The following is a 25,669-nucleotide window of genomic DNA, read 5'->3' as shown; positions in this document are numbered from 1 at the left end:
CGTCTCGTGTCTGGGCTATGAGACGGTCAGTATGCCGGTTGGCGCTTTCAAGGCGCATGCCACCATCTATCTGTCCGAAAAAACCTTCGCGTTGAAGAACGTTGTGGTCACCCCGAAACGTATCGTGGTACGAAACGATACGCTGGCTTACTCCGTAGCCGGTTTCTCCATGCCGCAGGACAAGAGCATAGCCGACGTAATAGCCAAGATGCCCGGCTTCGAAATCAAAGAAAACGGGCGCATTGAATATAACGGCGTAGGCATCAACCGATTCTACATAGAGGGGATGGACTTGATGAACGACCGTTATGCGTTGGCAGGCAACAACCTCGACCGGCGAAAAGTGAAAACGGTGGAAGTACTTAGAAACCATCAACCGATTGCCGCCTTACGGGGAAAACTCTTTAGCGAGCAAGCCGCCGTCAATCTGGTGCTGGAGGACAACGCCAAGCTAAACTTTACCGGAACGGCAGATGTGGGATTCGGATACAATTCCGACAAATCGCTTTTGCACGACAACCGACTGATCGGGATGACATTTCAGAAACAGCGTCAACAGCTCACCATGTACAAAAGCAACAATACGGGCGCCGATATCGGAGCCGAACTGATACCCATCAGGCTTCAGCTCTCCACCGTGCGCCCTTCGGCAGAAGCCGACATCCTGACGCCGCTTACGCCTTCGGCCGGAAACGCCTTGCCGGGCAAGCGATATACGTTCAACCAGTCGCACCTCTTCGCCACCAATCACTTGTATAAGGTCGGAAAAGTAACGACTTTGCGCGCGCAGGGAAGTTACCTGTACAACGATATCCGGGGATACCGGGAAGTCATAACCGACTATCTGTTTGCCGGGCCGCAAGCCGCCATCGTTCATGAAGACTACCGGACAGGAAGCATACAAAACAAGTACGACGCAAGTCTCACTTATGAGCAGAACAGCCGCAAACTCTTTGTCAAGAACGAATGGAAGGCCTCACTGACGAGGCAATCCGACCGCGGACGCCTGTATCTGAATGCAAACCCCGTCGACATCTGGGTGAAACCGGATAAGGAGTTCTTGCGAAACGATTTGCAACTGACCATACCCACTTCTTCTTCTTCCGGAGCGATATCGGTGAGTTCGTCCGTGGCTTACAACCGGATGCCGCAAAGCCTGCTCGTATTGAACGATCGCGTTCAAAACGTCACCTATCGCAGTCTGCACGCCGACAATACGCTCACCCTGCGCGGCAAAGTGTTGGGGCTTTATGTTAAAAACGAGTTTGGATACGAATATTATCGTCAGTCGCTCATTACGTTGTCGGATGGGCAAGAGGAAAAAGCTGTCCTGAGCCGCTCCGTGCCTTCGTGGCAATCGTCGTTGACCTTGCGGAAAAACAGTCTCCGTTTTGCGGGAACGGTGGGACTGAAGTGGTGGAACATTCATAGCCCGTTGGAGAAAGTTTCTACCTGCCTTCCCGAAGGAAGTTTGTCGATGAGGTATGAGATCAGCGGCAGCAATGCGTTCGATCTGGCCTATCGCTGCACACAGGCCTTTCCCGACCTGCAACACATTTACGGCGGTTTGCTCTATACGGGCTATCGCACCGCGCAAATCAACCGGGCGAAAGTAGAAGCCGCTCCGTCGCACTCGGTAACCGCCCGTTACGAATATTCACAGCCTGTGGATGGGCTGTTTATGACCGCATCGGCACGAGTGGGAATGGATAAGCGCAACGCCGTGTTCTACGGCACGGTGCAAGACAATCACCTCTACCTGTATTCATCGGAGCCGGCAAGCTACTACCGGAAGTCGGCCAATATCCATGCGCGAATCAGTCAGGCGGTGAACTTCTGGAAGACATTGTTCGCGCTGAGCGGGAGCTTGATTTATACGGAAGACAAGCGGATGAACAACCACGTGATCGACAATGTCTATCACCGTCTGGTGGTAGGAAAGCTTTCCATTTCATCGAGACCCGCGCGCTGGCTGTCGGTGGAACTGAACGGATCCACTATCCACAGCGGTATTTCCGGTCCGGGACTGGGTAACGCGAACACCCGTCTGGTATTGGACGGCAATCTCTTTTTCATCGTGAACGATGCCTTAACCATCGGGTGGCGAAACAGCGGAAACCGCTACATGCAGCTCAATCAAAATGTTTTCTTCTCCGATTTGTCGGTGACGTACAAGCATCGCCGCGTGGATTACGAACTTACGGCGAACAATCTTTTGGGGAAAACCTCTTATCAGCAAGACGCCATTGCCGTGAACTATTACGTAATCAGGCGTTATGTGCTGCGTCCGCGCGATATATTGCTCAAGGTTTCTTTCAGTTTCTGACAAGTATGCGCCGCCTCATTTCTTCGTCGCGCGCCACCCGCCGTTATGGGGATGGGGGAATATCCGTCATGGCAGGCGGCTTCAACGTGGGGAGAAGAAAGCGGACGGGAGAATCGCAGGCGCACGAAGCTGCGGCTGCGCACGGCAGCACATGTCGTGCGAGGCTTAATGATAGAATTAAGGGTAAGAAACTGTTTCGACTTTCTGCATCGAGGCTGTCCATGCAGGGCTTTATGATAGAATTAAGGAGGTGTGTCAAAACTCCATTTTCCTTAAATCAACTGTCATTTGTAAAGAACAATCGCTATCAAAGAGCTAAAAACTCAATGATAGCGATTGTTTTATTTGATTAGAAAGGGTGGTAGTTATCAATATGAAAGGGAACTTCTCCCAATTCCATGTTTTGACACCGCCCCTTCGTTTCGTTCTTATTTGGAACTGTTTTTATTATTTCTCTTTTTCGATTCCCAGCAGTTCCACTTCGAACACAAGCGTAGAGAACGGTTTGATTTGTCCCGACTCTCTCGATCCGTAAGCCAGATTCTGCGGGATGTAAAGTTCCCATTTCGAACCTACGGGCATCATAGTCAGGGCTTCCGTCCATCCTTTGATTACCTGGTTGGCGCGGAACGTAGAAGGCTCGTTGCGTTTGTAAGAGCTGTCGAACTCTGTTCCGTCGATCAGCGTACCCTTATAATGTACTTTTACCTTGCAAGTGTCTGCGGGAACTTCGCCCTTACCTTCGGTGATCACTTTGTATTGCAGTCCGCTCGGAGTGGTCTGCACGCCTTCTTTGGCTTTGTTCTCTTCGAGGAATTTCTCGCCGGCGGCTTTGTTGTCGGCATATTTCTCTGCCATCGCTTTTTCTTTGATGGCGTCCATTGCCGTGCGGGTGTATTCTTGTGCGGTTTCCATGGTCATTACGTTGGTTTTCTCCAACGTTCCGGCAATGAAACCTGCCATGAAGTTCTCTTTGCTGATGGTCTTGGTAGAATCTCCGGCAAACAGCTCCTGATTGATACCCTTCATCATCTGGTTGCTGATTTGCTGCCCGATTTGCAGACCTGCCATATAAGCGATGTCTTTTTTGCTTGTTTTAGAAGCTCCTTCGTTCAGACCTTTGATGAAATCTGCCATGTAAGCAGTGTCTACATCCAACCGGCCCACCAAATAGCCTTTCAGGCCCTGTGTCTGCGACATACCGATAGAGTATGACAATGAGTCGATGTCTGTTTTCAGGTTTGCTTTCGGAGATTGAGCCGTACAGGAAGCGAGTCCCGCTGCGGCTGCGATTGCCATAAAAATGCTGATTTTTTTCATGTTGCTTAGAATTTTTGTTTTATATTATAATACTTCTATTAATTCGACTTCAAATATCAAGGTGCTGTGCGGGGGAATCATTTCTCCGGCTCCCTGCGCGCCGTAAGCCAGATCGGAAGGGATGTAAAGTTTCCATTTCGAACCTTCGGGCATCAGTTGGAGGGCTTCCACCCATCCCGGAATCACTTGGTTTACCCCGAACACGGCGGGTTGTCCGCGCTTCACGGAACTGTCGAACAGTGTGCCGTCTATCAGCGTTCCTTCGTAGTGGCATTTTACCTTGTCGGTAGCCTTTGCCTTTTTCCCCTTACCTTCGGTGATTACTTCGTACTGCAATCCGCTGGGCAGGGTTACGATGCCGCCTCTCTTCTTGTTCTCTTCCAGAAAAGCCTTGCCTTGTTCGATGTTGGCGGCGTTCATCTTCGTTTCCAACTCTTGGAAGTATTTGTTTACTATGTCGCGTGCTTCCTGATGGCTGATCGCTGTTTGGTTGCACTCCAATACGTCTTTTATTGCTTGCGCGAAGTCGTCTACCGCGATGCCTTTGGCACCCATGCTTACTAAGTTTTGGCCAATACCGAGCCCGATTGCGTAACTGAATTTATCCATCTTCTGTTTTGTTGTAGATTGAAGTTTTCGCCTTCATGGTTTTAACTTTCAATCGGTTGCAAATTTACAAATGACAAAAGTACATGTTTTATTTGAATGATTCGGCATTTGGTCTTTAAAATTTCTTATATCGCCGAAAGTTCGTGGGTTTTCGTTGGCTATTTCGCCCCGAAAGGAGAAAAGAGCGCCCGCCCTTGAATGGAAATCGCATTAGCCGCAGGCGGGCCCGCTTGCAAATCGAGACGAAATAAAACACGGATTGGGCATCAGCCGTTATGGGATGAGCTGTCGTCCGCTTGCAAATTAAGACGGAATAAAACTGAAAACGTTGAAAGGCTATGTGGGAAACAGCCGTCGTCCGGTTGCAAATCGAGACGGAATAAAAATCCGCCGTGTATGCCCAATCATACTAAGCCGCTATGCACAGGTTGCTGTATGTATAGCGCCCGTCGAGTTTCCCACTGGGGAAACTTTATTTTCCCAAGCGGGAAACTTTTGTTTCCCCAGTGGGAAACTTTTGTTTCAATGCTGGGAAACTTTTGAAACTCTGAAGGAGACTTTGGGAATATTGAATAGCAGCTGTTGGAACTTCGGATAGCTGCTGTTGGTTAAGGAAGCGAACGTTCTCGGACAAAAGCTGTTCAATGACGGATATATTGGTAGCAACCGGACGATGCTGAAAAGGGTATAGGTTGTGTAGATGGATTCGATGACGAATGTATCGGTAGCAGCAGTTGGAACTTCGGATAGCAGCTGTTTGTTAAGCAGGCGAACGGCTGTTACGGCGGAAACGGATAAGGCGCAAAGATTTTCTTTTTTCCGCCTTTTCTGCGTATATTTGTATGGTTTCGCGCCCGTGCTCCGACAAAGGCGGTGAGCGTTCGGCTATCAGCCTGCCGTGAAGGCGCGCGGAGCTTTGCGTGTAGAATGAATGTCGCAATAAATATGCAGGAGGATTGTTTATGAAAAATCTGGTTGTTTTGTCGGGCGCGGGGATGAGCGCCGAGAGTGGAATAAGTACGTTTCGCGATGCGGGCGGATTGTGGGACCGTTATCCGGTGGAGCAGGTGGCGACGCCTGAGGGGTATGCCCGCGATCCGGCATTGGTGACTCGTTTTTACAACGAACGCCGGAAGCAGTTGCTCGAGGTGAAGCCGAACCGGGGGCATGAGCTGGTGGCGGAATTGGAGAAGGACTTCCGTGTGACGGTGGTGACGCAGAACGTGGATAATCTTCACGAAAAGGCGGGAAGCTCTCACGTCATTCATCTGCACGGCGAGCTGACGAAGGTGTGTTCGAGCCGCGACCCGTATAATCCGCGTTACGTAAAGGAACTGAAGCCTGAGGAGTATGAAGTGAAGATTGGCGACCTTGCGGGCGACGGAACGCAACTGCGACCGTTTATCGTGTGGTTCGGCGAGGCTGTGCCCGAAATAGAGACTGCCATTCGTTATGTGGAGAAAGCCGACGTGTTCGTCATCATCGGCACGTCGCTCAATGTGTATCCCGCCGCAGGTCTGCTGCATTATGTTCCGCATGAAGCGGAGGTTTATCTCATCGACCCTAAACCGGTGGATACGCATTCGTCGAGAAGGGTGCACGTGATAGCCAAAGGAGCTTCGGAAGGTATGGCGGAATTGAGGTCGATCCTGTTGCCATAGAAGGAATACTGCGGTTGAGGAACCTGATGGGCGACGCGATGCCTTTGATGTCTCCGCGTTGCGATAGAAGGAATGCCCCGCTTGAGGACGGAGGTGCAAGGCTAAACCGAGCACCCGGAAAAGCAGATGAACTTCTGCCGCCGAGCCTGCGCTACTTCCTTTTCACAATTGCCCGCAACACGAACCATGCGTGATGCGCCAGCGTGCTCGCCCATCCGTAGTGTTTCACCATGATGCGGAAACGTTCTTTCAGCGAAGCGCGGCGGTTGCGGGTAGTCATTCCTTCGTCGAGGTAATCGACTATGGTGACGTGCGTATGATGCAGCAGTCGGGCTTTCTTCATGATGCGGATGCACCAGTCTACGTCGGCAGAGAAGCGATACTTCAGGTCGTACGACTCTGCCAGCGCGCGTTTCGGGAAAAAGGACTGATGGCAAACCACCATTCCTTGCTTGAAACTTCTCCATGTAAGCCGTTCGGGAGCCGACAGACGGCGCATGTGCAGGAAATTCCGGTTCGCGTCTACAATGGCGGTTTCTCCATACAACACATCGGGCAACGCTCCGTCGGGCAGGCTGTCCGCCATCTCTTGCAGCGTATGCTCCGAGTGAAAGCAGTCGCCCGCGTTCAGGAAACAGAGATAATCTCCGTGCGCAAGGGCGATTCCTTTGTTCATTGCGTCATACAGGCCTTTGTCCGGCTCGCTTACCACGGTCTGTATCCGCTCCCGGTATTTCTCTATCAAGGCGAGGGTATTGTCTTTCGAAGCCCCGTCTACGATGATGTACTCCACGTGCGGATACGTCTGCGACATTACGCTCCGTATGGTCGGTTCCAGCACCTGTCCGGCATTGTAGGTCACCGTGATGATGGAGAATATGGGGGCTGTCGTCCGGTTGTCACTCATGTTGTCCCGTTATTTGGTTGTATATGTTGATGTACTTTTTGGCTATCGCGCTTTCCGAATAGTTGGCCATTGCTTTCCGGCATGTCTGTGCGGAGAGTTCGGCGTAGTCCTTCTCCGTCAATACCCAGTGAATGCCGTTGGCGAAGTCCTCCGCCGATTTGTATTGCGCCACGTATCCGTTGTGCAGGTGGTCTATCATCTCGGGGATGCCTCCCGTGTCGAATCCTACGCAGGGTACGCCGCACGCCATGGCTTCCATAATCATGTTGGGCAGGTTTTCTTCGAGCGAAGGAGTCACGAAGAGGTCGACGGCATTGTAAATATCCGCCAGCTCGTGTTCGTTTTTCACATACGGCAATGCGTGTACACGGAAAGGGAGCAGGTCTTGAAGTTCTTCCGACCGGTTGCCGAATGCAACGACATTCAGCGACTCCTTCCATTCGGGATGCTGTTCGGCCAGCAGCTTGCACGATTCGATCAGATAGTCTATCCCTTTTCGTTTGTCGGTAATCTTTACGGAACCGAAAAGGAGCAGTTTCCCTTCTGAAGGAAGGTTGCATCTGCGGCGGGCTTCTTTCTTATCGTGCGGCTTGAACAAATTCGTATTGATGGCGTTCGGAATGCTGACAATGCGATGACCTGCGAGCAGTGCGCTCGCTTTTGCTTTCTCTTCGAGCCAACGGCTGCATGCGACGAATGTGACGGGAGCCGCTTCGTACAGCTTTTTCTTTTTCCGGAATATGCGTGTCGACAAGTCTTTCCTGCTTCCTCCTCCGTATAGGAAAGGGCAGTGCCGGCATTCTTCTTCATAACGGGTGCATTCGCGGGCATGGTGGCAGATTCCCGTGCAGGGCCACATGTCGTGCATCGTCCACACTACCGCCTTTCCCGTTTCCAATATGCTGCGAATATCGGTCAGCGCAAGCATCCCTTGATTGATCCAGTGCAGATGAATGATGTCGGCTTGCTGAAACTCCGGCAGTGAAGTGATGTCCGTACCCGTATTGGCGATGCTCACCGCAAAAAGGTTGTTTCGCCGGAAGCGGTTGGCTTTCCAGATCACGACACGTTCCCACACAAACCGCCATACTTGCAACCAATTGCGGTTAATCTCCACCACACTGGGGCGTTCGGTCTGCTTGTCGCGTACCAGCATTTTGGCTTTTACGCCGTTGTTCTTCAGCGCTTCCAGCAGACGACCGGCAGCTACCGCCGCGCCGCCTGTCCGTTCGGACGTATTGATGATGAGTACCCTCATAATGTTCGGAAGAAAGTTTAGGCAAAAGTACTCTTTTTTATGCTTAATCGAGAGTTTTACGCCCCGAAATCTCCTTTCAGCGTTCGTTTTATTCTCCTGATGGCTTTGGGCAGGAACGAATTGGTGCGGTGATAATAGCGGGCGAACACCCTCCGGGCTTCCTTGTTCTCTTCCACCGGAAGCAGTTTCTCTACCGGCAAAGGCTGCATCCAAAGGTCGGAGTCGTATAGTCCTTCACTTCCGCAGTGCGTTCCGCTGCCGTCGAACCCGATGTTCCGTACGAGAGAGCGACCGGTATTGAGCGATAGCACGTCGGCGAGAAACAGGCTGGCGTTCCAGCGGATGGCCCATGAATTGTTTTTTCCTTCTATCTGCCTGCGCAACATGCGTGTAAATCCGTACGTACCGTCGAAGTCGAACGTGCGGGTGAGCTTCCGCTCTTCCAGTTGGCGCAGCAGTTCTTTCCCGTCGGGGTTGAAGAGCTGCCACGCCCTTTCCCAAGTTCCCCATCCCCAGCTTCCCGTCCATTTGATATAAAAGGTATCGGGCAGCGAAGGTTCTTTGGTGAAATCGCAGGCCTGTATATGTCCCACGCGCGGTTCGTCCCGATAGGTTTCCAGCGCGTCGTTCATGAATTGCAGGAAGTAAGGCGCCACGATTAAATCGTCTTCCAGCACGATGACCCGTCCGAAGCGTTTCACCTGTGTCGTCACCCCGTCTATTACGTTCTTTGCCAGACCCCAATTTTCTGTCCGTTCGATGATGGTGACCGACGCGAATCCGTCGATGCTGCGAATGAACTGCCGGGTGGCTTCCACCGCTTCGCGGTTTTCCGGCGTGCGTGCGGCGTCGGAGTAGACGAACAGCATGCTTTGTGCCGCCGGAGCGTTTGCTTTCAGGGCGGCAATGCAACGGCGCGTATGCTCGGGGCGGTTGTAGACAAACAGCAGGATGGGAGATAGATTCGTCATCGGTTTTTATATTTCGGGTTCGACAAGGTGGATTCTTCGTTTTTGCCTTCATCGGAGCAGGACGACGGAAGTTCTGCCTGCCGTATGAAGTGAGGAGAGGGTTGACGCACGGCTTTCCGCACCTGCATGATTGCTCTGCTCCGGAGAAGCAGTTCACCGCTGATGGAGAGAAAGGCTCCGGCATTCGAGAACTCCCCTTTGGCGAGCGCTTCCGCCGCTTTTTTTATTCCTGCCAGCACTCCGTATCCGAAAGCTTTCCCAAGAGAATGGTTGATGTTGGCATACTCCGAAAGCAGATACACTTGTTCGGAGCGGAGAAAGGCCTCGCGGGTGACTTCTCTGTATTCGCGGTCGTGGCAACCGTATACGGTAGGCACATAGCCCGTCCGGTAACCGTGGAAGCTGAGGCGGTTGATGTAGTCTTTGTCTTCGCCGTAATGATAAAACAGCGAAGAGAAACCGCCCACGGTGCGTAGCACATTGGCCGGAATCATCCAGAAAGCGGCATTGACGAAGGGCACGTCGGTTATTTTTTCTTCTTCGGGCAAATCTTCTAAGGAGAAAATCCGGGCGTATTGGGCGAATCCCGGATCGGGTTTGTCGCCGTTGCCCGTCAGATGAACGGGAGAGAGTATGCCGTATGCCGGTTGACGGCGGAGCATCCGCGCCAGTGTGCCGATTGTCTTTTTATCTACCCAGGCGTCTTGATTCAGCAGAAAAACAGCATCGTACCCTTCTTCGAGGGCAATCTTCATGCCGATGTTGTTGGCTTTCCCGAACCCCAGATTCTTCGGGCTGCGTATGAGGCGCACCTCCGGATAGCGGGCGGCTATCAACTCCGGCGTGCGGTCGTGCGAAGCGTTGTCTACCACCACCACATCGGCGGGGTGTTCGCTCTCGCGGATGCTTCCCAGACATCGGTCTATCCAGCGTTCGAAGTTGTACGATACGATGATTGCGAGTATTCTCATGTTTCTTTTTTCGTTGTTAGAACCTTATTTTTTGCCACAGAGCGGTTTGCAGGTCTTTCAGCTTCTTTCGCGCGCTGATTCTCGGAATGCCGGTGTAGAAAGCGGCCTTTTTCCAAAAGGCTTTTTCGTCGGCAATGAAAGGTTGCTTGCGCAAGAGCCGGTAAAGATAATACAGCCCTCGCTTCTTCTCGTAAGGCAGATGCCATACGGCAAGCGATTCGTCGCCCTCTTTCACATTGTTGAATCGGGGGGAAGTCCACATACGTTTGGTATACCGGTTGGCAATATCGTTGCGGATGTGCAGGCGCTCCGCCAATACGCTGAAGAACAAAGCCTCTTCATTCAGCTTCGGGCGTGCATCGGCAAAGAGTTGCAGGTTGTATTCCCAAAGCGGGCGGTAAGCTTCATTCACCGCTTTCACCTTGTCGCCGCGAAGAACGATGAACTCTCCGCCGTAATAGTACAGCGGAGTCGAGGGCTTCTCGCCGTAGCAGGCTTCGTAAAGCTCGTTCATCTCTTTCAGCGTGATGCCGTTCACCATGGTCCCGGCATCGGTTGTAAACTCGTACAGTGCGCTTCCGCAGGCGGAGGCTTCTTCAAACAAAGGCGTCAGTGAGGTGGTGCACAGACAATCGGCATCGCATATCAGCAGGTTGTCGGCCGCCTGCATCCGCCCGCCCATATATTGCCATATATCGTACAGGTAAAACTGGTTTCTCCATGCTTTGTACCATCCTTTGGGGGGAATGCACCGGTAAGGAAGGCGAACGATTTCGACATCGAGCCCGGCAAACAGTTCGTCCAGATAATGAGGCAACTGCTCTACGTTGGTGAAGAACAGCAGCTTCGCGTCCGGGTTGTAATGTCTGAACGTGGTAAAGAACGGGACCTGTATCTGCATGTAGATGGAATGCACCAGCTCCGAATCTCCGGTTTTTCCGGCTTGCGGATAGAAACTGGCTTCCTCTTTCGATTCTTTGTAAAACCAGGTGGCGATGTAGTTCTGAACGGTTGGCATGGCTTTTCCTTTCTTCTTTTACTGATTGATTGAATGGAACCGGAGCTCGATCGGATCGTTCCGGTTCGTTTATTTATACCGGGCTTTTCCGGCGGATGTAGGCTATTACCTCTCTGAAGATGGCTGCATGGCTTATCCACATGGCGAATGTGTAGATGGCGGCCGCCGTCAGTATTTTAGCTCCCAGCATCAGGTATCTGTTGCCGATGGACATCGTGATATAATAGGTGGCAATCATCGTGGCGGCGGCAATCAGCGCGAACGGAAGAATGTCTTTCATCGCTTTCCATACGCTGAGCCCGGTGAGTTTCCATACGAAATATTGCCAGACGCCCAGCCATCCCACATTGATGAGCACAAACAAGAGAATCATTGTTTGAAGGCCGTAGGGGTGGGCGGCAAGCATCACGCCTAACTGAAGCAGGCTCAGCGCGATGGTATTCCACATGTAAATATCGGATTTCCCTTTGCTGAGGATCAGATTCGAATAGAGGTTGGTGACGGGAACGAATGCGCCCCACAAACAAAGCGCTTGAAGAACGGGAATACAGGCAGCCCATTTCTCGGTGATGGTAATGATGATGAACTCTTCCGAAATCAGCGCCAGTCCGAACATGGCGGGAAAAGACAGGAACGCGGTAAAGCGCAACATCTTCCGCAGCACGTTCTGCTGCCGCTCGTTGTCGTTGGATACTTCAGCGAGTACGGGTTGCGCGACGCTGTTTACCATGCCTCCGATCAGTGAGAACCCCATGGCTGTCCATTTGTTCGACTGAGTGTAGATTCCCACTTCCGCTTTCGAATAGAAGCGTCCCAATATGGTGGAAAGCAGGTTGTTGTTGATTTGAAGGAAGATGTTCGTCACAAGAATCTTGCTGCTGAATCCGAACATCTCTTTAATCGGGCGGAAGTTTATTTTGAAAGTTGGCCTCCACGGAGAGAAGTACCAGAAGCAAAGATTGATGGTTCCGATATAGACGAGGCTTTGTGTGGCGATGCCCCAATAAGACATTCCGTGGTATGCCATCAGGATGCCGACCGTTCCCGACAGGATGAGGGAAGGAATCTGTGAGATGGCTTTCTGCTTCACCATCAGATTCCGGAATAAGTAGGCGCTGTGCGCTGTGGCGGAACTTGAAAAAACAAAACCCAGAAACAGGTAGCGGGAAAGCGGAACCAGTTCGGGGGCTTTGAAGAAGCGGGCTATCAGCGGAGCGGAGAAGAACAGCACGATGTACATCCCTGTTCCCATGAGCAGGCTGAACCAAAAGACAGCGTTGTAATCTTCGTGGGTAATGTTTCGCTTATTGGCGAGGGCGGCGGTGAATCCGCTTTCCTGAAGCGTGTTTGCCACAGCCATAAAGATGGCAAGCACGCCGATCATTCCGTAGTCGGTATCGTCCAGCAGGCGGGCAAGAACAATACCGAAGAGAAGATTCAGCAATTGCTGAACGCCGTTGCTGAATCCTCCCCAGAAGAGTCCTCTGGCTGTTTTTTGTTTCAGTGACTGTTCCGTCATTTCGTTATTTTACTTCACTGCCCGGCTTTACCTCCTTTCCCGGCATGATAACGGCCAGGCTGCCGTCGTGATTTTCGGCGCTCAGAATCATTCCTTCGCTGACAATACCTTTCAGTTTGCGCGGCGGCAAGTTGGCGATGAAGCAAACCTGCTTGCCTGTCAGCTCTTCCGGAGCGTAATATTTGGCGATGCCCGAAACAATGGTGCGCGTCTCCAGCCCGTCGTCTATCTTGAATTGAAGTAGCTTGTCCGCCTTCGGCACTTTTTGGCATTCGAGCACTGTTCCCACGCGGATATCCAGCTTCAGGAAATCATCGAACTCGATGTTTGCCCTTACGGGGTTTGCTTTATGGTTGGCTTCATCGTTGGCTTTTTTGGTATCGAGCAGTTTTTGCACTTGCGCTTCGATAGTGGCGTCTTCGATCTTTTCGAACAGGAGTTCCGGCTTGTTCAGCTGATGTCCCATCGGAAGCAGGTCGCTTCGTCCGAGTTCGCCCCATTCGAAATTGTCCATATTCAGCATTTTGCGAAGTCTTTCCGAGCTGAAAGGCAAGAATGGTTCGAAAGCGATGGCAAGGTTGGCAACCAACTGCAGAGAGATGTTGAGGATGGTGCCCACACGCTCCATATCTGTTTTGGCCAACTTCCACGGTTCGGTATCGGCAAGGTATTTGTTTCCGATACGTGCCAGATTCATGGCCTCTTTCTGTGCGTCGCGGAACTTGAATACATCGAGCAGTTTCTCCACTTCGGCTTTTACGTCGGCAAACTCTTTCAGTGTTTCCCGGTCGTACTCCGTCAGTTCGCTGCAGACCGGCACACATCCGTTGAAATATTTCTGCGTCAACACCATGGCACGGTTGACGAAGTTGCCGTATACCGCCACCAACTCGTTGTTGTTGCGGGCCTGAAAGTCCTTCCACGTAAAATCATTATCCTTTGTTTCCGGAGCGTTGGCTGTGAGCACATAGCGAAGCACATCCTGCTTGCCGGGGAAGTCGGTCAGATACTCGTGCAGCCATACAGCCCAGTTGCGTGAGGTGGAGATCTTGTCGCCCTCCAGATTCAAGAACTCGTTGCCGGGCACATTGTCCGGCAGAATGTAGCTTCCTTCGGCTTTCAGCATGGCAGGGAACACGATGCAGTGAAACACGATATTGTCTTTGCCGATGAAGTGAACGAGGCGTGTTTCAGGGTCTTTCCACCAAGTCTCCCAACTGTCGGGAAGCAGCTCCTTCGTATTCGAGATGTATCCGATAGGCGCGTCGAACCATACATACAACACTTTCCCCTCGGCGCCTTCTACGGGAACAGGAATCCCCCAGTCGAGGTCGCGGCTCACGGCACGCGGTTGCAAGCCCATGTCGAGCCAGCTCTTGCATTGTCCGTATACGTTGGGACGCCATTCTTTATGGCCTTCCAGTATCCATTGGCGGAGCCATCCTTCGTGCTTGTCGAGCGGGAGATACCAGTGTTTGGTCTCTTTCATCACCGGTTTGCTTCCGCTGATGGCGCTTTTGGGGTTGATCAGATCGGTAGGCGAGAGAGAAGTTCCGCACTTTTCGCATTGGTCTCCGTAGGCTCCTTCCGAGTGGCAGTGCGGGCATTCGCCGATGATGTAGCGGTCGGCAAGAAATTGACCCGCCTCTTCGTCGTAGTACTGTTCCGATGTTTTTTCAACGAATTCGCCTTTCTCGTACAATGTTTTGAAAAAATCCGAAGCCAGCCGGTGATGAGTCGGCGAGGTAGTACGGCTGTATACATCGAACGAAATTCCGAACTCTTCGAACGATTTCTTGATGAGCGTGTGATAGCGGTCTACCACATCTTGCGGCGTGACTCCTTCTTTCTTGGCACGGATGGTGATGGGCACTCCGTGCTCGTCCGATCCGCCGATGAACAACACGTCTTCTTTCTTCAGGCGCAGATAGCGTACATAGATATCCGCGGGTACATATACACCGGCCAGATGACCGATGTGAACGGGACCGTTGGCATACGGAAGCGCCGATGTCACGGTGGTTCTTTTGAATTGCTTTTCCATTTATTGAGTGTGTATTTTGTTGTTTCCGAGTTACAAACATGCAAAGATAACGACTTTTTTCGGTTGAAACACAAATCTGTGCATACTTTCCGCCATTTCCCGGCTCTTGCTGCTTCGTCGTTTGCGCACCGGATGCGTCTCTTGCCGTTCGAAGCCTTTTCTCATTATTCCTTTTTGTCTTGTTTCCTGTATGCGGAGGGCGTTTCTCCTTTCATCGATTTAAAAACCTTGCTGAAATAGCGCAAGGACGAGAATCCCGTCATTTCCGATATTTCGGTAATATTCATCGAGGTTGTTGTGAGCAGCACGATTGATTTTTCAATGCGCTGCTTGTTCACATAATCCACGATGCCCATTCCCGTGATGGCCTTGACTTTGTTGAACAGCAGAGAACGGCTGACACACATGTTGGCAGCCAGAAAGGCGACGTCGAGCTTCGGGTCGCTCATGTGTTCTGCTATAAGGGTGTCGAGCTTCAAAAGAAAGCTCTCATCCGCATTGCTGAAGCTCATCTCTTTATGTGTGAGCAGGTTGTTCTCTTTATATCTTTTCCTGACTTGTTCGCGCTGTTTTAGCAGATTGTTGATCAAGGCCAATAAACCGTCTGCCTCGAAAGGTTTCGGCAAAAAAGCGTCGGCTCCTGTTTTGTAGCCGGTATACATGTTTTGCGAATCATGGTAAGCTGTCAATAAGATAAAAGGGATATGGCTGATGTCGAGGTCCGTCTTCACTTGCCGGCAGAGCTCGAAGCCGTTCATGCGGGGCATCATTACATCGCTGATAATGATATCCGGCAATCGCTCTTTGATTTGTTCCAGTCCGTCTTTACCGTCTTTTGCGGTATATACACGGTCGAAGTAATCGCTCAGCGTATCCTTCAGATAACCTCGTAATTCAGCGGTATCTTCGACCACCAATACGGCGAATTTTCGTAAAAAGGCAAGGTCTATGTCGTATGACTCTTTCGTTTCGACCTCCGCCGGTGTTTCCGCAAAAGCGTTGATTGCCGCTTCGCCCGCATTGGTTACGACGGGCAGTTCGAAGTAAAACACGGCGCCTCTTCCGGGAGCGTTCAACGCGCCTATATGTCCTCTGTGGTGGGTTATGAGACTTTTTGCATACGACAATCCGATGCCGCTGCCACCCTTGTCATGTTCCCCTTGATAGAAGCTGGAAAATAAAGAGTCCGTATTTACCATATTCAGTCCCATTCCTTCGTCTTTTACGGAAACCCGTACCCGGTCTCCCTCTTGCGAAAGAGCGGTAACCAACGTGGTAGTGCTGCCTGAATCACTGAACTTCAGCGCATTCATCAGGAAGTTGGAAAGAACGAACTCACACTTGTTTTTATCAAAAGGAACTTTACCTATCCGCTCGTCCAACTCATAAACCAGCTTGATGCCTTTTACTTCGTATTCAAGAGCGAATTTATCGCCGACCGACCGTACCCATTCGTTCAGAAGGTGAGGCAGGATATGCAATACATCCTTTCCTTCTTCCAGTTTTCTTACGTCCAGTACCATATCTATGATATTCTTCATCTGCCGGGCTTGTTTGTAGATAGGGACCAGCTGATTCTCCATGCTCTTATTTTCCGGCTCCCGGTCGATGATTCGCTTCAAGGGTGCGCAAATCAGAGTGAGAGGAGTGCGAAGTTCGTGACTGATGTTCGTGAGGAAATTGATTTTCTCTTCATACATTTTGTTTTTCAGCCGAATGATTTCTTGTTTTTGCCGGGCTCTTTTCTTTCGGTAGAAGAAATACGCGGTGCCGTAGACCAGCAGGGCGGTCAGCAAGATTAACGCTGCATAAAACCATCCTGTCTTCCACCAGGGAGGGGTAACGATGAGATAGAGAACCTGCTGTTTCGGACTCCATTCGCCGCTTCGTGTATAATAGGAGGCGTTTATGGCATACTCTCCTATGGGAAGGTGGTTGATGACCAGAGAGTTGGACCCGGATATCGGCAAGCCCGGATCGAGCCCGTCGATACTGAAGCGGAAGATGTTCTTGCGGAACACATCATCTTCTTTCAGCAACACCTTCAGCTGTAAAGAAGAAAAGTTCCAGGGAATTTCTATGGTTCCGGAAGTCTTGCCGGATTCCTCACCAACCGATACCGGCAAGCCGTTTAAGAGCACATCCAGCAGTTCTATCGCATGCCCGGCATCGGCGTCGAAGTGAACGGAGGCGTTTATCACCGTCATGCCCGTAGTGCCTCCCATAAAGATGTCCCCATTCTTAGCCGGAAGGGTTGCGTGGAAAATGTATTCGTTCGGCAACACCCCGTCTACCTCGTCCAGCTTGACGAAATTATGGGTAAGCGAAGAGTAGACATACAAATGGCGTCTTGTTCCGATCCATATCCGGTTCCGACTGTCGGCCACCACCGAAGTGGCTTCCTGAAACAAGCCGGTTTGTATCAACTCGCTTTTTCCTGTTTGAGGATTGTAGCGTACCAACCCTTCGGCAGAAGCCAGCCAAAAGATTTCGTTGCTGTCCATACATGCGTCGTTGATGATGTGTTCTCCCCGATAAATTGTTTGGAAACTCTTATCCGAAGAGTCGTACACACAAATATTCTTTAAATCGGAAAGGTATGTTTGGGTTCCGACAGTCTTGATAACCAATGGTGAGTTTCTTTCATAGTCCTTTCTCATACTGGCTACGATGTCGAACTTCCGGGTCCGGGTGTCGTACACGAAGATGTGCTGGGCGCTGAAGAGAATCTTATGCTCCGCTATTCTTTGAATGTTCACGGAAAAGCCGTTGATACAGGTTTTATCGTTCATCTCTTTGTCCATCAGCATGAAAGGACGCATCTGCCCGGTGTGTTTGTTGAAAACGAAAAGCCCTCTGTTGAAAGAAAAGAACAGTAGCTCGTCGGGCGTATAAGCTACGATGGAGACAACTTTTTCGTGTTGTGTGGCAGGGTAGTGCCTGAATGTTTCTGTTACCGGATCGAAACGGTTGATGCCGCCGCCATCCGTTCCGATCCAGATCATCCCTTCCTCATCTTGAAAAAAACTGTTGATGGTCTGGTTGCTCAGTCCGTACAGATTGCCGAAAGGTACGTTCCGGAAGGAGCGTGCATATACGTTCTTTATACCGATGAGTCCGTGCCGGATGCTACCTGCCCACATATTGTTCGCCGGGTCTGAGTAAAGGCGGTAAATGGTGTTTGCGGGGAATGAATGCACGTCGTCCTGCATCCGGCGGATATGGGTGAATGAGAAGTCGTCGGTAGAGATTATATTGATTCCCCCGCCGTCTGTCGCCACCCAGAGTTGATTTTCCCTTTCCGTGATATCGTGTATCACATCATACGTCAGCGGAGAGTTCGATGTGGTAAAGTGTTTCAGCAATTTGTTGTTTTCGTAACAATACAGTCCGTTGCCATAAGAGCTTATCCAAAGTCTTTTCCGCGAGTCGAGGTACATGCAGGTGTAATTCTTTTCCGTAAAGGAGTCGATTTTTTTAAGCTCATGAGTTTTCAGGTTGAACGAATAAATGCCGTGCCAGCGCGAATTGAGCAGTACTTGCTCGTTGTTGCAACGCTCCATCTGCCAAAAAGGGGTATAGAAAGCCGGATCGTCGGCATAGTATAAAGCTTCGAGCTCTTTGTTGTCGTAGGCATACTTGTAGATAGCTCCCGACCCTGCCAGTAGCATTCCGCTTTCTACCCGGAGGCAGGAGGCGACAAAAACGGGCTTGCCGTTGTTCCGCAAGGTCTTAAAGCAGTCATTCTCCCTGTCGTACAGACAGATTCCCGTGGTTGTGCCTACCCAAAGGTTGTAGAGAGAGTCTTCTGCGATGAAGAATATGTTATTGGCCGGAAGGGTTTTCTCGTTTCCCGGCTGATGAAGGTATTGCTTCAGATGGTCGCGGTCGTAGCAGTTCAGCCCCGACTCCGTGCCGACCCATAGATAGCCCCTGTGGTCGTTCAGTATGCATTGTACTCTCGATTGCGAAAGGCCTTCACCTATACCGAGCTGTTTGTAATAGTAGTAAGGAGGTTGTGCCCGGAGTATCCCTGCGCTTCCGCCAAGCAACAGAAAAAGAGAAAGTATTTTAAGTATTAAACTATTCATATTTTGTTTATAGGGCATAAGAATTCTGAAGCTGTAGAACAGGCCATACCGGTTATCGGCTTTTGTCATTAAACAAGCAATGAACCATCCCATGATTTCTCCAACTGCGGGTCTATCAAGCTGGAGAGTCGGGAGAATAACGCGATTCGATTCCGAACTGTCGGTTGACTCTTTGGCAATGATTCATACAAAAATAAGAAAGTTTTTTGTTTTTAAACCTATTACCGGTCTGAAAAGATAGTGCATCCGGCAAATCAAGAATCATTCTTTATTATGCCGAACGCGGGTTAACGTGCGTGTATACAGAAAGTTTCTATTTGTATACATGCATGTTAACCCGCGTTTGTGATAAGGTTGTAGATACTGATTGAACGGTACTATGGAAAGCTTTTCCAAAAGCTCCGGATTTCCGGAAAGCCTGCTTCCGAGAGTTTTATAGCTTCACAGTAATTGTGAAAGCAAGAGTTACTTTCTTTTAGAATCCTCTTTCAGAAAATTTCGCCCAATCATTCTCTCATATACGCCGGCAGGAACTCATTGCTCGTTGTTCAATCTGTGAGCTCTTCTCTTTTGGCTCCTACCCATAACGGCAGGAACTTATTGCTTCTTATCCAGTCCGGCTTTTACTTGTTCGATCATCCGGTTATAAGGCTTTGCAAAGGATTCGTTGAACAAGGTTACTAATTCCTCTTCTTTTTTTTCTTTCACAAATTGGGTTCCTTCATGTTGCACATATATATATCCGATATTCTTAATTTTCCCGATAAAGTTTTGTGCCAAAGTCGATAAACCGGGATGAGATTCTGCCAATGTTTGCTTGATTTGATGAGCTTTTACAAATAAGAAATTGATTTTTGCATATACGACAGCATCGTGAAAATCTTTATATGAGCTTGCGATGGAAGAGGCTTCCGATATCTCATATTGGGCACTATATTCTTTTTTCGAATATTCTATGGAAATTGCGATCCAACGTTTGATTTGCACCGAATATTCGGGAAAAAGGGGTAGCGGTCGCTGAAGCTTCTTCATTTCCTCATTCAAGTTTTCCCATTCTTGGATTACCTTAAGCAATTCTTCTTTATTGATTGCTTCTGTTGATAGCAGGTTATGCTGTGATTCCTGTGAATGGTCGATAAACGGTGCAATGTTGGGATAGAGCGTCCTCCACTCATTCCGGTTGTCTTTATTGTTTTCTGTAGATTCTTCTTGTTTTTGTTCTACCTTCTGAGGTCTTTCCGTTTCAACTTTTTTGTTCAATTCTTTTTCATCGATTCCTACTCCATCTTTTCCGCAGGAGGATAACATTACATTCAGACTAAGTGCCAAAAAAGTAAAAGCACCTACATAAATCATCTTTAAATTCTTCATTCTTTTTTCTTAATTTATTATACTTTAATTTCGTTGCAAATGTAACTTATTTATTTCTTGTGCTTTTATAGTAAGCTTTTCTTTTAAATGTATTTTCATAAAAAACCAATGTTTATACGTTTTTTATGAAAATAAAGAAGCGTTTTGAGAGAGAATCAAGGTGTCAGTCCGGAATAAGATATTTTTCAAGGGAGGCGTATCTGTAAGTTCTAAAAGTAGAAAGCTCAGGATGAGCGGACACAGCGTTGAAAGTTAAAAAAGGAGAATTTCGCAGGAAGTATGGCCGGAAAGATTATGTTTGCAGATATAAATATTTGAATAGTACAGCATTATGATTATGGGTATGAGGCGTTTTATAGTCGTAATTTTTATCTGTTTGGGTTCTCTCACGGCATTCGGACAGCAGATGACTTTCGGAGAGAAGCTCTCCGATGCAGCGCTTCTGCTTACGAAGGAACGTGTGGTTTATGATCCGGCTTATGTGCGGATCGACTATCCGAATGGAGATGTGCCTGCCGGCAGAGGCGTATGTACCGATGTCGTGATTCGCGCTTACCGTAAACTCGGCATTGATTTGCAAAAAGAAGTACATGAAGATATGAAAGCGAATTATCGGCCGGGAGATATTGTGACATGGGTGCTCGATAACGGGATGACGCATATCGGGCTGGTGGTGAATAAGAAGTCGAGAGACGGGAGGCGCTTCCTGATTGTTCATAATATCGGTGCGGGACAGGTGTTGGAAGACTGTCTGTTCCGGTTTAAAATAACGGGACACTACCGGTATGGGAAAGAAAGAGCACATCTCGGAGGAGGATAGATGGAAAAAATATCCATGTTCACAAACCTTGTTTGCAGGAGGGGATAATTATGGCTTTCGCATCAGGGAAGATACGTGAAGAATAGCTCGACCGTTATTGCTAATAAGGTGAAAATCAACTTTCTCGTTGGGGAAAACACATGAAGAATCCCCTTGTTTTATCACTACTCTACTGTCCCGACGCGAATGAGCGTTGCAAGTTTACAGTAAAACAGTGATAGAACAAGGGGATTCTCTTATCCTTATTGAGCGGCCTGTTTCGGTCGTGGAGGAGCAGACGCCTTTTCGTTTTGCTGTTTGATCAGTTCCATGCAAGCTTCCAATGTCATCTCTTTGGGAACGAATTCTTTCGGGATTTTGTAGTTTTTCCCCTGATAAGCAATATAAGGCCCGTATCGTCCGTTCAGGATTTCCAGTTCGGGTTCTTCACTGAACTTTTTGATGTGCCGCGCGGCTTCCTTGGCGCGTTTTTCCAGAATGAGCCGTTCGGCTTCTTCCAGGGTTACTTCCATAGGGTCGATCGTTTTGGGCAGCGAGACATATACTTTGTTGTGAAGCACGTAAGGGCCGAAGCGACCGACACCGACAGTGACCTTCTTTCCTTCGTATTCTCCCAAGTGACGAGGTAGCCGGAGCAATTCCAACGCTTCTTCCAGCGTAATGGTTTCTATCGACTGCCCTTTCTTTATCTGAGCAAAGCGGGGCTTCTCCTTATCTTCCGCAGTTCCTATCTGCACCATTGGTCCGAAACGTCCGATTTTCACCGACACCGTTTTGCCGGTTTCAGGGTCTTTGCCCAAGATGCGTTCGCCTATTTTATGCGTTGTCTTTATGGCCAGTGTCTTTTCTACCGAAGGGTGGAATTGAGTGTAGAAGTTCTTGAGAATGGAAGTCCATTTCACTTCGCCTTCGGCTATCTCATCGAATTCTTTTTCTACGGTAGCGGTAAAATTGTAATCGAGTATATCCGGAAAAAACTCTGTCAGGAAGTCGTTCACTACTGTTCCGGTATCTGTGGGGAAGAGTTTCCCCTTTTCCGTGCCGGTGGTTTCCGTATGGCTGGTTTCTTTCACCCGGTCGTCTTTGAGGGTGAGCACATAGAATTTGCGTTGTTCGCCTTCTTTGTTTCCTTTCTCCACATATTGGCGTTGCTGAATGGTGGAGATGGTAGGAGCATAGGTAGACGGACGGCCGATGCCCAGTTCTTCGAGCTTGCGTACAAGGCTTGCTTCGGTATATCGTGCCGGGCGTTGGGTGAAACGCTCCGTCGCAACGATGGGACCCGCCTCAAGAGATTGTCCCTTCTTCAATGGCGGCAGCAGGCGGCTTTCGTCTTCCTGCTCGTTATCGTCGTCATGCGATTCGCGGTATACACGGAGGAATCCGTCGAACTTAATCACTTCTCCGGTAGCCGTAAACACATCGCTATTGTTGCTGATGGCTATGGTAGCGGTAGTCTTCTGCAGTTCCGCGTCCGCCATTTGCGAAGCGATGGTGCGTTTCCAGATCAGGTTGTAGAGTTTCTTTTCCTGCGACTTACCTTCGATGGTCTGATTTTCCATGTATGTGGGGCGGATGGCTTCGTGAGCTTCTTGCGCTCCTTTGGTTTTGGTCTGGAAATGGCGCGTGTGCACATATTCCTCTCCCATCATCCGGGCGATGGCTTCTTTGCTTGCTGCTATGGCATATTCCGACAGGTTCACAGAGTCGGTACGCATGTAGGTAATCAATCCCGACTCGTAAAGCCGTTGGGCGATGGACATGGTCTGCGCCACCGTATATCCCAGTTTGCGGGCCGCTTCTTGCTGCAGGGTAGAAGTTGTGAACGGCGCCGGAGGCGTTTTCTTTACAGGGCGGGTGGATATGTCTTCGATGGAGAATGTCGCTCCCCGGCATGCTTCGAGAAAAGCTTTGGCTTCCTGTTTTGTCTTGATGCGGCGTGCCAGTTCGGCTTTCATTTCTACCGTTTTGCCGTCGGTATCGGGTACGAGGAAAATGGCTGTGACGCGATAAGAGGCTTCCGCTTTGAAGTTCTGTATCTCGCGTTCACGTTCCACAATCAGGCGGACAGCTACCGACTGTACACGACCTGCCGACAGCGAGGGGCGCACCTTTTTCCACAACACGGGCGAGAGCTCGAAACCTACGATGCGGTCTAATATGCGTCTTGCCTGTTGGGCATTCACCAGGTTGAGGTCGATATCGCGCGGCTGCTCGATAGCTTTGAGAATAGCTGCTTTGGTAATTTCATGAAAGACGATTCGTTTGGTGTTTTTCGATTTTAGTTTCAGCACTTCGTACAGATGCCACGAAATCGCTTCTCCTTCGCGGTCCTCATCGGATGCGAGCCATACGGTTTCTGCCTTCTTGGCTTCTGCTTTCAGCGTGTCTACCAAATCCTTTTTGTCCTCCGGAACTTCATAAGTCGGTTTAAAGTTCTTTTTTACGTCAATACTGAATTCTTTTTTCTTCAAATCGCGTATATGTCCGTAGCTGGAAAGGACCTTAAAGTCTTTTCCAAGAAACTTTTCAATCGTTTTGGCTTTCGCCGGAGATTCGACAATGACAAGGTTTTTCTGCATAATTCTTTCTTTTATAATAGCTTGTATTGCAATAATCGGCTGCAAAAGTAGGAAAAAAGATTTTCTTACCTTAATAAATAAGCGGAGAAACTGCTTTTTTTATAAAAAAAGTCTCTTTTGAACTGTTTTTATTCCAAAAACACTTCTTGCGAAAAGCTTTTTCGGGGGGCGGAGCTGTATAAGAGGGTCGCAATAAGACCTGTCATGCCGGTTTATCTGCTTGCCGAACCGTTCATATATATTCACCTCGGTAGCCATATATATCTACCGTGGTGGCCATATATACTCACCGGGGTAGCCATATATATCTACCATACATGAGTATATATGCCTACCGCGCTGACTATATATGTTTACCGGAGCGCTTGTATATCGTTGTTGCGGAATCAATATTCCGGTTCATCTTTCTTCGGTTTTGCGCGCGCATCAAGTGACTTCTTGTCGACTGTGGAAACCCCTGTGCTTAAAAGCGGAAGCTCAATCCTCCCAGAACGTTCAACCCTTCGGCGGAATAGCCCGGATAATACTGGTATTTCTTGTTCAGCAGGTTGTGCACGCGGGCATAAGCGCTGATGCCTTTGAACAGGTTGTAGTCGGCTCCAGCATGGAGGTCGTTCACCGCCTGCATCTTCATATAACTCTTCACCTCTTTGCGCCCGATGTGGGTATAGCCCAGCTTCAGGGTGAGGTTGGCAATGGGGCGTAACAGCGTATTGAAAGATAGTTCTCCGGCAGGTTTCACAGCCAAAAGGTGCTCGTTCGCCCGGCATTTCCAGTTGCGGTAGGTATATCGTGCCGATACGGCAAACAGGTCTTTGTATTCGTATGTCGCCTCTCCGCCGGCATAGAAGTTGTTGGCGTCGGCCTGTCCGAAATGGAAGAAAGAAGCCTCTTCCGCACCGGTAGGGATGGTGACGGATTCGGTGAAGATTTCGTCCTTCAGCCGTTGGTAACCGCCGTACACATGGAACCATAGTCCGGGATAGGGACCGGCTTTGAATCCTAATGATCCGTTCACCTGCTCATGAGTGCCCCGAAGCTGGGCGATGCGCGGTTCGCCCGCTGCTTCCATCGATACCGGGAGTTCGCTGTACGGGTTGATCTGCTCCATTCGGCGGAAATCATTGATCCGCTGTCCGCCCGTTGCCCGTGCGTACAGTACGTAGCTGTCGGCAAACACGTATTGTATATCTACGTCAGGAGCGATGCGGTACGAGCTTCCGAAACCGAAAGAGAGATCGACCTTCGCGCCCAGGTGCAGTCGCCAGTCATCCGTATCCAACTCGTATGACGGGTTTAGTTGAAGGGCGGTATACCCTTTCAGCAATGTTTCCTGCGTGTGCGGATCTTTCGTGTATCCTCCGTACCGAAAGTTGTTCAGCTCGAAACCGATACCGATGTTCCGTCGGTCGCCTATCATCCCCGTCACACCTCCCGCAAAGCGCAGGATGGTTTCTTTGATGGCATAGTCTTCATTCCCCGGCTGTTTCGGTCCGTTTTGCCGGCGTTCGTACATCAATACTCCGGCTGTGGCGTTGAAACGGAAAGGAGCGGTTTCGTCGGTGAAGCGGATACCTGTCTGCACATCCCCCGAAGTGAATTTTTGTTTGCCGTGAATGCCCCCCGGTTGGTAATTGAAATTGCTCAGTCCGAAGTTACCGTTCGCGTTCAGCTCGAACCTGTCGAACAGGTGCGTGTAATCCGCTCCCGCTCGTGTACGGTAGTAATGGGCATCCCATTTCTTCCTTTCCGGGTTCGCCTGAGACAGCTTGTCCAGTTCTCCGTTCATCCCATCCACTTGCAGCCCGATATTCAGCCGGTCCTTACCGGACAGACGGAACAGATAGTTGGCAAAAAGATCGAGATTGCCATAGTTGCCGTATCCCGCGCGCATGTATCCGGGTGTGAAAGCCGGTTGCAGCTCTTCTCCCGAATAAGGGTTCATGGAAAATCCCGGGATGGAAGTGGCGGGGAAAAGCGTGGTGGCGTATTCCGCGCTCTTCTTTCCCACCGTCGGCGCTTCCACTTTGGGAAGCACGTTCACTTTCGCGGCATCGAGTATGTCGGGATTGTATTCCTGCTCTACAACCACGGTGCGGCTCACGGTCGTATCCTTCGGTTGTACGTTCTGTGCCCGGAGGCTATGGGGCAGCAGCATGACACATGCCGCTCCTCCGAGTATATAAAGAGTTCTTTTCATC

Annotated in this window: 16 protein-coding genes; 3 read left to right on the top strand and 13 right to left on the bottom strand. The window is 49.9% G+C overall.

Features of this window, described 5'->3' with window-relative positions; all coding sequences use genetic code 11:
- A partial coding sequence (locus tag C234_RS0115415; protein ID WP_161625920.1) for a TonB-dependent receptor occupies positions 1-2,326 on the top strand: 2,326 nt, incomplete at its 5' end.
- A 447-nt stretch (positions 2,327-2,773) separates the two neighbouring features.
- Here the strand turns inward: C234_RS0115415 and bamJ (C234_RS0115405) are convergent.
- Positions 2,774-3,646, bottom strand: a complete 873-nt coding sequence (gene bamJ / locus C234_RS0115405; protein WP_027326490.1) for a BamJ family beta-barrel-assembly machinery protein — start codon at positions 3,644-3,646, stop codon at positions 2,774-2,776.
- Positions 3,647-3,670: 24 nt separating this feature from the next.
- Complete coding sequence (gene bamJ / locus C234_RS0115400) at positions 3,671-4,255, bottom strand: BamJ family beta-barrel-assembly machinery protein (protein WP_027326489.1); 585 nt, start codon at positions 4,253-4,255, stop codon at positions 3,671-3,673.
- A gap of 962 nt (positions 4,256-5,217) precedes the next feature.
- On the opposite strand from bamJ (C234_RS0115400), the gene C234_RS0115385 reads away from it, so the two are divergent.
- Positions 5,218-5,916, top strand: a complete 699-nt coding sequence (locus C234_RS0115385) for an SIR2 family NAD-dependent protein deacylase (RefSeq protein WP_021644908.1) — start codon at positions 5,218-5,220, stop codon at positions 5,914-5,916.
- 151 nt (positions 5,917-6,067) lie between these two features.
- Here C234_RS0115385 and C234_RS0115380 read toward each other — a convergent pair whose 3' ends face one another.
- The 9 genes from C234_RS0115380 to C234_RS0115335 form a co-directional block, all read right to left on the bottom strand.
- Positions 6,068-6,823: a glycosyltransferase family 2 protein gene (locus C234_RS0115380; RefSeq protein ID WP_027326487.1), complete on the bottom strand. Its 756-nt coding sequence runs from the start codon at positions 6,821-6,823 to the stop codon at positions 6,068-6,070.
- Positions 6,816-8,081 carry a glycosyltransferase family 4 protein gene (locus tag C234_RS0115375; RefSeq protein ID WP_027326486.1) on the bottom strand — a complete coding sequence of 422 codons (1,266 nt, stop codon included), beginning with the start codon at positions 8,079-8,081 and terminating at the stop codon, positions 6,816-6,818. Before C234_RS0115375 ends, C234_RS0115380 begins: the two co-directional genes overlap by 8 nt.
- A 56-nt stretch (positions 8,082-8,137) precedes the next feature.
- Positions 8,138-9,052 (bottom strand): glycosyltransferase, encoded by a 915-nt coding sequence (locus C234_RS0115370; protein WP_027326485.1) that lies wholly within the window; start codon positions 9,050-9,052, stop codon positions 8,138-8,140.
- The gene (locus C234_RS16655) at positions 9,049-10,023 is read right to left on the bottom strand and encodes a glycosyltransferase family 2 protein (RefSeq protein WP_081688178.1); all 975 of its coding nucleotides are present in this window, start codon (positions 10,021-10,023) and stop codon (positions 9,049-9,051) included. The genes C234_RS0115370 and C234_RS16655 overlap by 4 nt, the downstream gene beginning before the upstream one ends.
- Before the next feature lie 16 nt (positions 10,024-10,039).
- Positions 10,040-11,041: a hypothetical protein gene (locus C234_RS0115360; protein ID WP_027326484.1), complete on the bottom strand. Its 1,002-nt coding sequence runs from the start codon at positions 11,039-11,041 to the stop codon at positions 10,040-10,042.
- A gap of 73 nt (positions 11,042-11,114) precedes the next feature.
- Positions 11,115-12,560 carry a lipopolysaccharide biosynthesis protein gene (locus C234_RS0115355; protein WP_027326483.1) on the bottom strand — a complete coding sequence of 482 codons (1,446 nt, stop codon included), beginning with the start codon at positions 12,558-12,560 and terminating at the stop codon, positions 11,115-11,117.
- 4 nt (positions 12,561-12,564) lie between these two features.
- A complete protein-coding gene (gene metG / locus C234_RS0115350) occupies positions 12,565-14,604 on the bottom strand; it encodes a methionine--tRNA ligase (RefSeq protein WP_027326482.1) in 2,040 nt (679 codons plus the stop codon).
- 164 nt (positions 14,605-14,768) lie between these two features.
- Positions 14,769-18,695 carry a two-component regulator propeller domain-containing protein gene (locus C234_RS0115340; protein WP_027326481.1) on the bottom strand — a complete coding sequence of 1,309 codons (3,927 nt, stop codon included), beginning with the start codon at positions 18,693-18,695 and terminating at the stop codon, positions 14,769-14,771.
- A 597-nt stretch (positions 18,696-19,292) separates the two neighbouring features.
- Positions 19,293-20,066, bottom strand: a complete 774-nt coding sequence (locus C234_RS0115335; protein ID WP_027326480.1) for a hypothetical protein — start codon at positions 20,064-20,066, stop codon at positions 19,293-19,295.
- 343 nt (positions 20,067-20,409) lie between these two features.
- Between C234_RS0115335 and C234_RS0115330 the strand changes: the two genes are divergently transcribed.
- On the top strand, positions 20,410-20,886 hold the full coding sequence (locus C234_RS0115330) for a DUF1287 domain-containing protein (protein WP_034537030.1): 477 nt from the start codon (positions 20,410-20,412) through the stop codon (positions 20,884-20,886).
- A 242-nt stretch (positions 20,887-21,128) separates the two neighbouring features.
- Here the strand turns inward: C234_RS0115330 and topA are convergent, their stop codons facing one another.
- Together topA and C234_RS0115320 are read right to left on the bottom strand one after the other, a co-directional pair.
- Positions 21,129-23,468, bottom strand: a complete 2,340-nt coding sequence (gene topA, locus C234_RS0115325) for a type I DNA topoisomerase (RefSeq protein ID WP_027326478.1) — start codon at positions 23,466-23,468, stop codon at positions 21,129-21,131.
- 463 nt (positions 23,469-23,931) lie between these two features.
- Entirely contained in the window at positions 23,932-25,668 is a 1,737-nt protein-coding gene (locus C234_RS0115320) for a TonB-dependent receptor (protein WP_027326477.1), read from the bottom strand.
- Position 25,669 lies beyond the last annotated feature (1 nt).

This window comes from Bacteroides pyogenes DSM 20611 = JCM 6294 (assembly GCF_000428105.1).
In the GTDB taxonomy this organism is placed as follows: Bacteria; Bacteroidota; Bacteroidia; order Bacteroidales; family Bacteroidaceae; genus Bacteroides; species Bacteroides pyogenes.
This window is presented reverse-complemented; position numbering and strand designations above follow the sequence as displayed.

Coding starts and splice junctions, on each gene's coding strand:
- metG (WP_027326482.1), bottom strand. CDS start 14,604: ATGGAAAAGCAATTCAAAAGAACCACCGTGACATCGGCGCTTCCGTAT.
- C234_RS16655 (WP_081688178.1), bottom strand. CDS start 10,023: ATGAGAATACTCGCAATCATCGTATCGTACAACTTCGAACGCTGGATA.
- C234_RS0115380 (WP_027326487.1), bottom strand. CDS start 6,823: ATGAGTGACAACCGGACGACAGCCCCCATATTCTCCATCATCACGGTG.
- topA (WP_027326478.1), bottom strand. CDS start 23,468: ATGCAGAAAAACCTTGTCATTGTCGAATCTCCGGCGAAAGCCAAAACG.
- C234_RS0115340 (WP_027326481.1), bottom strand. CDS start 18,695: ATGAATAGTTTAATACTTAAAATACTTTCTCTTTTTCTGTTGCTTGGC.
- C234_RS0115370 (WP_027326485.1), bottom strand. CDS start 9,052: ATGACGAATCTATCTCCCATCCTGCTGTTTGTCTACAACCGCCCCGAG.
- bamJ (WP_027326489.1), bottom strand. CDS start 4,255: ATGGATAAATTCAGTTACGCAATCGGGCTCGGTATTGGCCAAAACTTA.
- C234_RS0115320 (WP_027326477.1), bottom strand. CDS start 25,668: ATGAAAAGAACTCTTTATATACTCGGAGGAGCGGCATGTGTCATGCTG.
- C234_RS0115335 (WP_027326480.1), bottom strand. CDS start 20,066: ATGAAGAATTTAAAGATGATTTATGTAGGTGCTTTTACTTTTTTGGCA.
- C234_RS0115385 (WP_021644908.1), top strand. CDS start 5,218: ATGAAAAATCTGGTTGTTTTGTCGGGCGCGGGGATGAGCGCCGAGAGT.
- bamJ (WP_027326490.1), bottom strand. CDS start 3,646: ATGAAAAAAATCAGCATTTTTATGGCAATCGCAGCCGCAGCGGGACTC.
- C234_RS0115375 (WP_027326486.1), bottom strand. CDS start 8,081: ATGAGGGTACTCATCATCAATACGTCCGAACGGACAGGCGGCGCGGCG.
- C234_RS0115355 (WP_027326483.1), bottom strand. CDS start 12,560: ATGACGGAACAGTCACTGAAACAAAAAACAGCCAGAGGACTCTTCTGG.
- C234_RS0115360 (WP_027326484.1), bottom strand. CDS start 11,041: ATGCCAACCGTTCAGAACTACATCGCCACCTGGTTTTACAAAGAATCG.
- C234_RS0115330 (WP_034537030.1), top strand. CDS start 20,410: ATGAGGCGTTTTATAGTCGTAATTTTTATCTGTTTGGGTTCTCTCACG.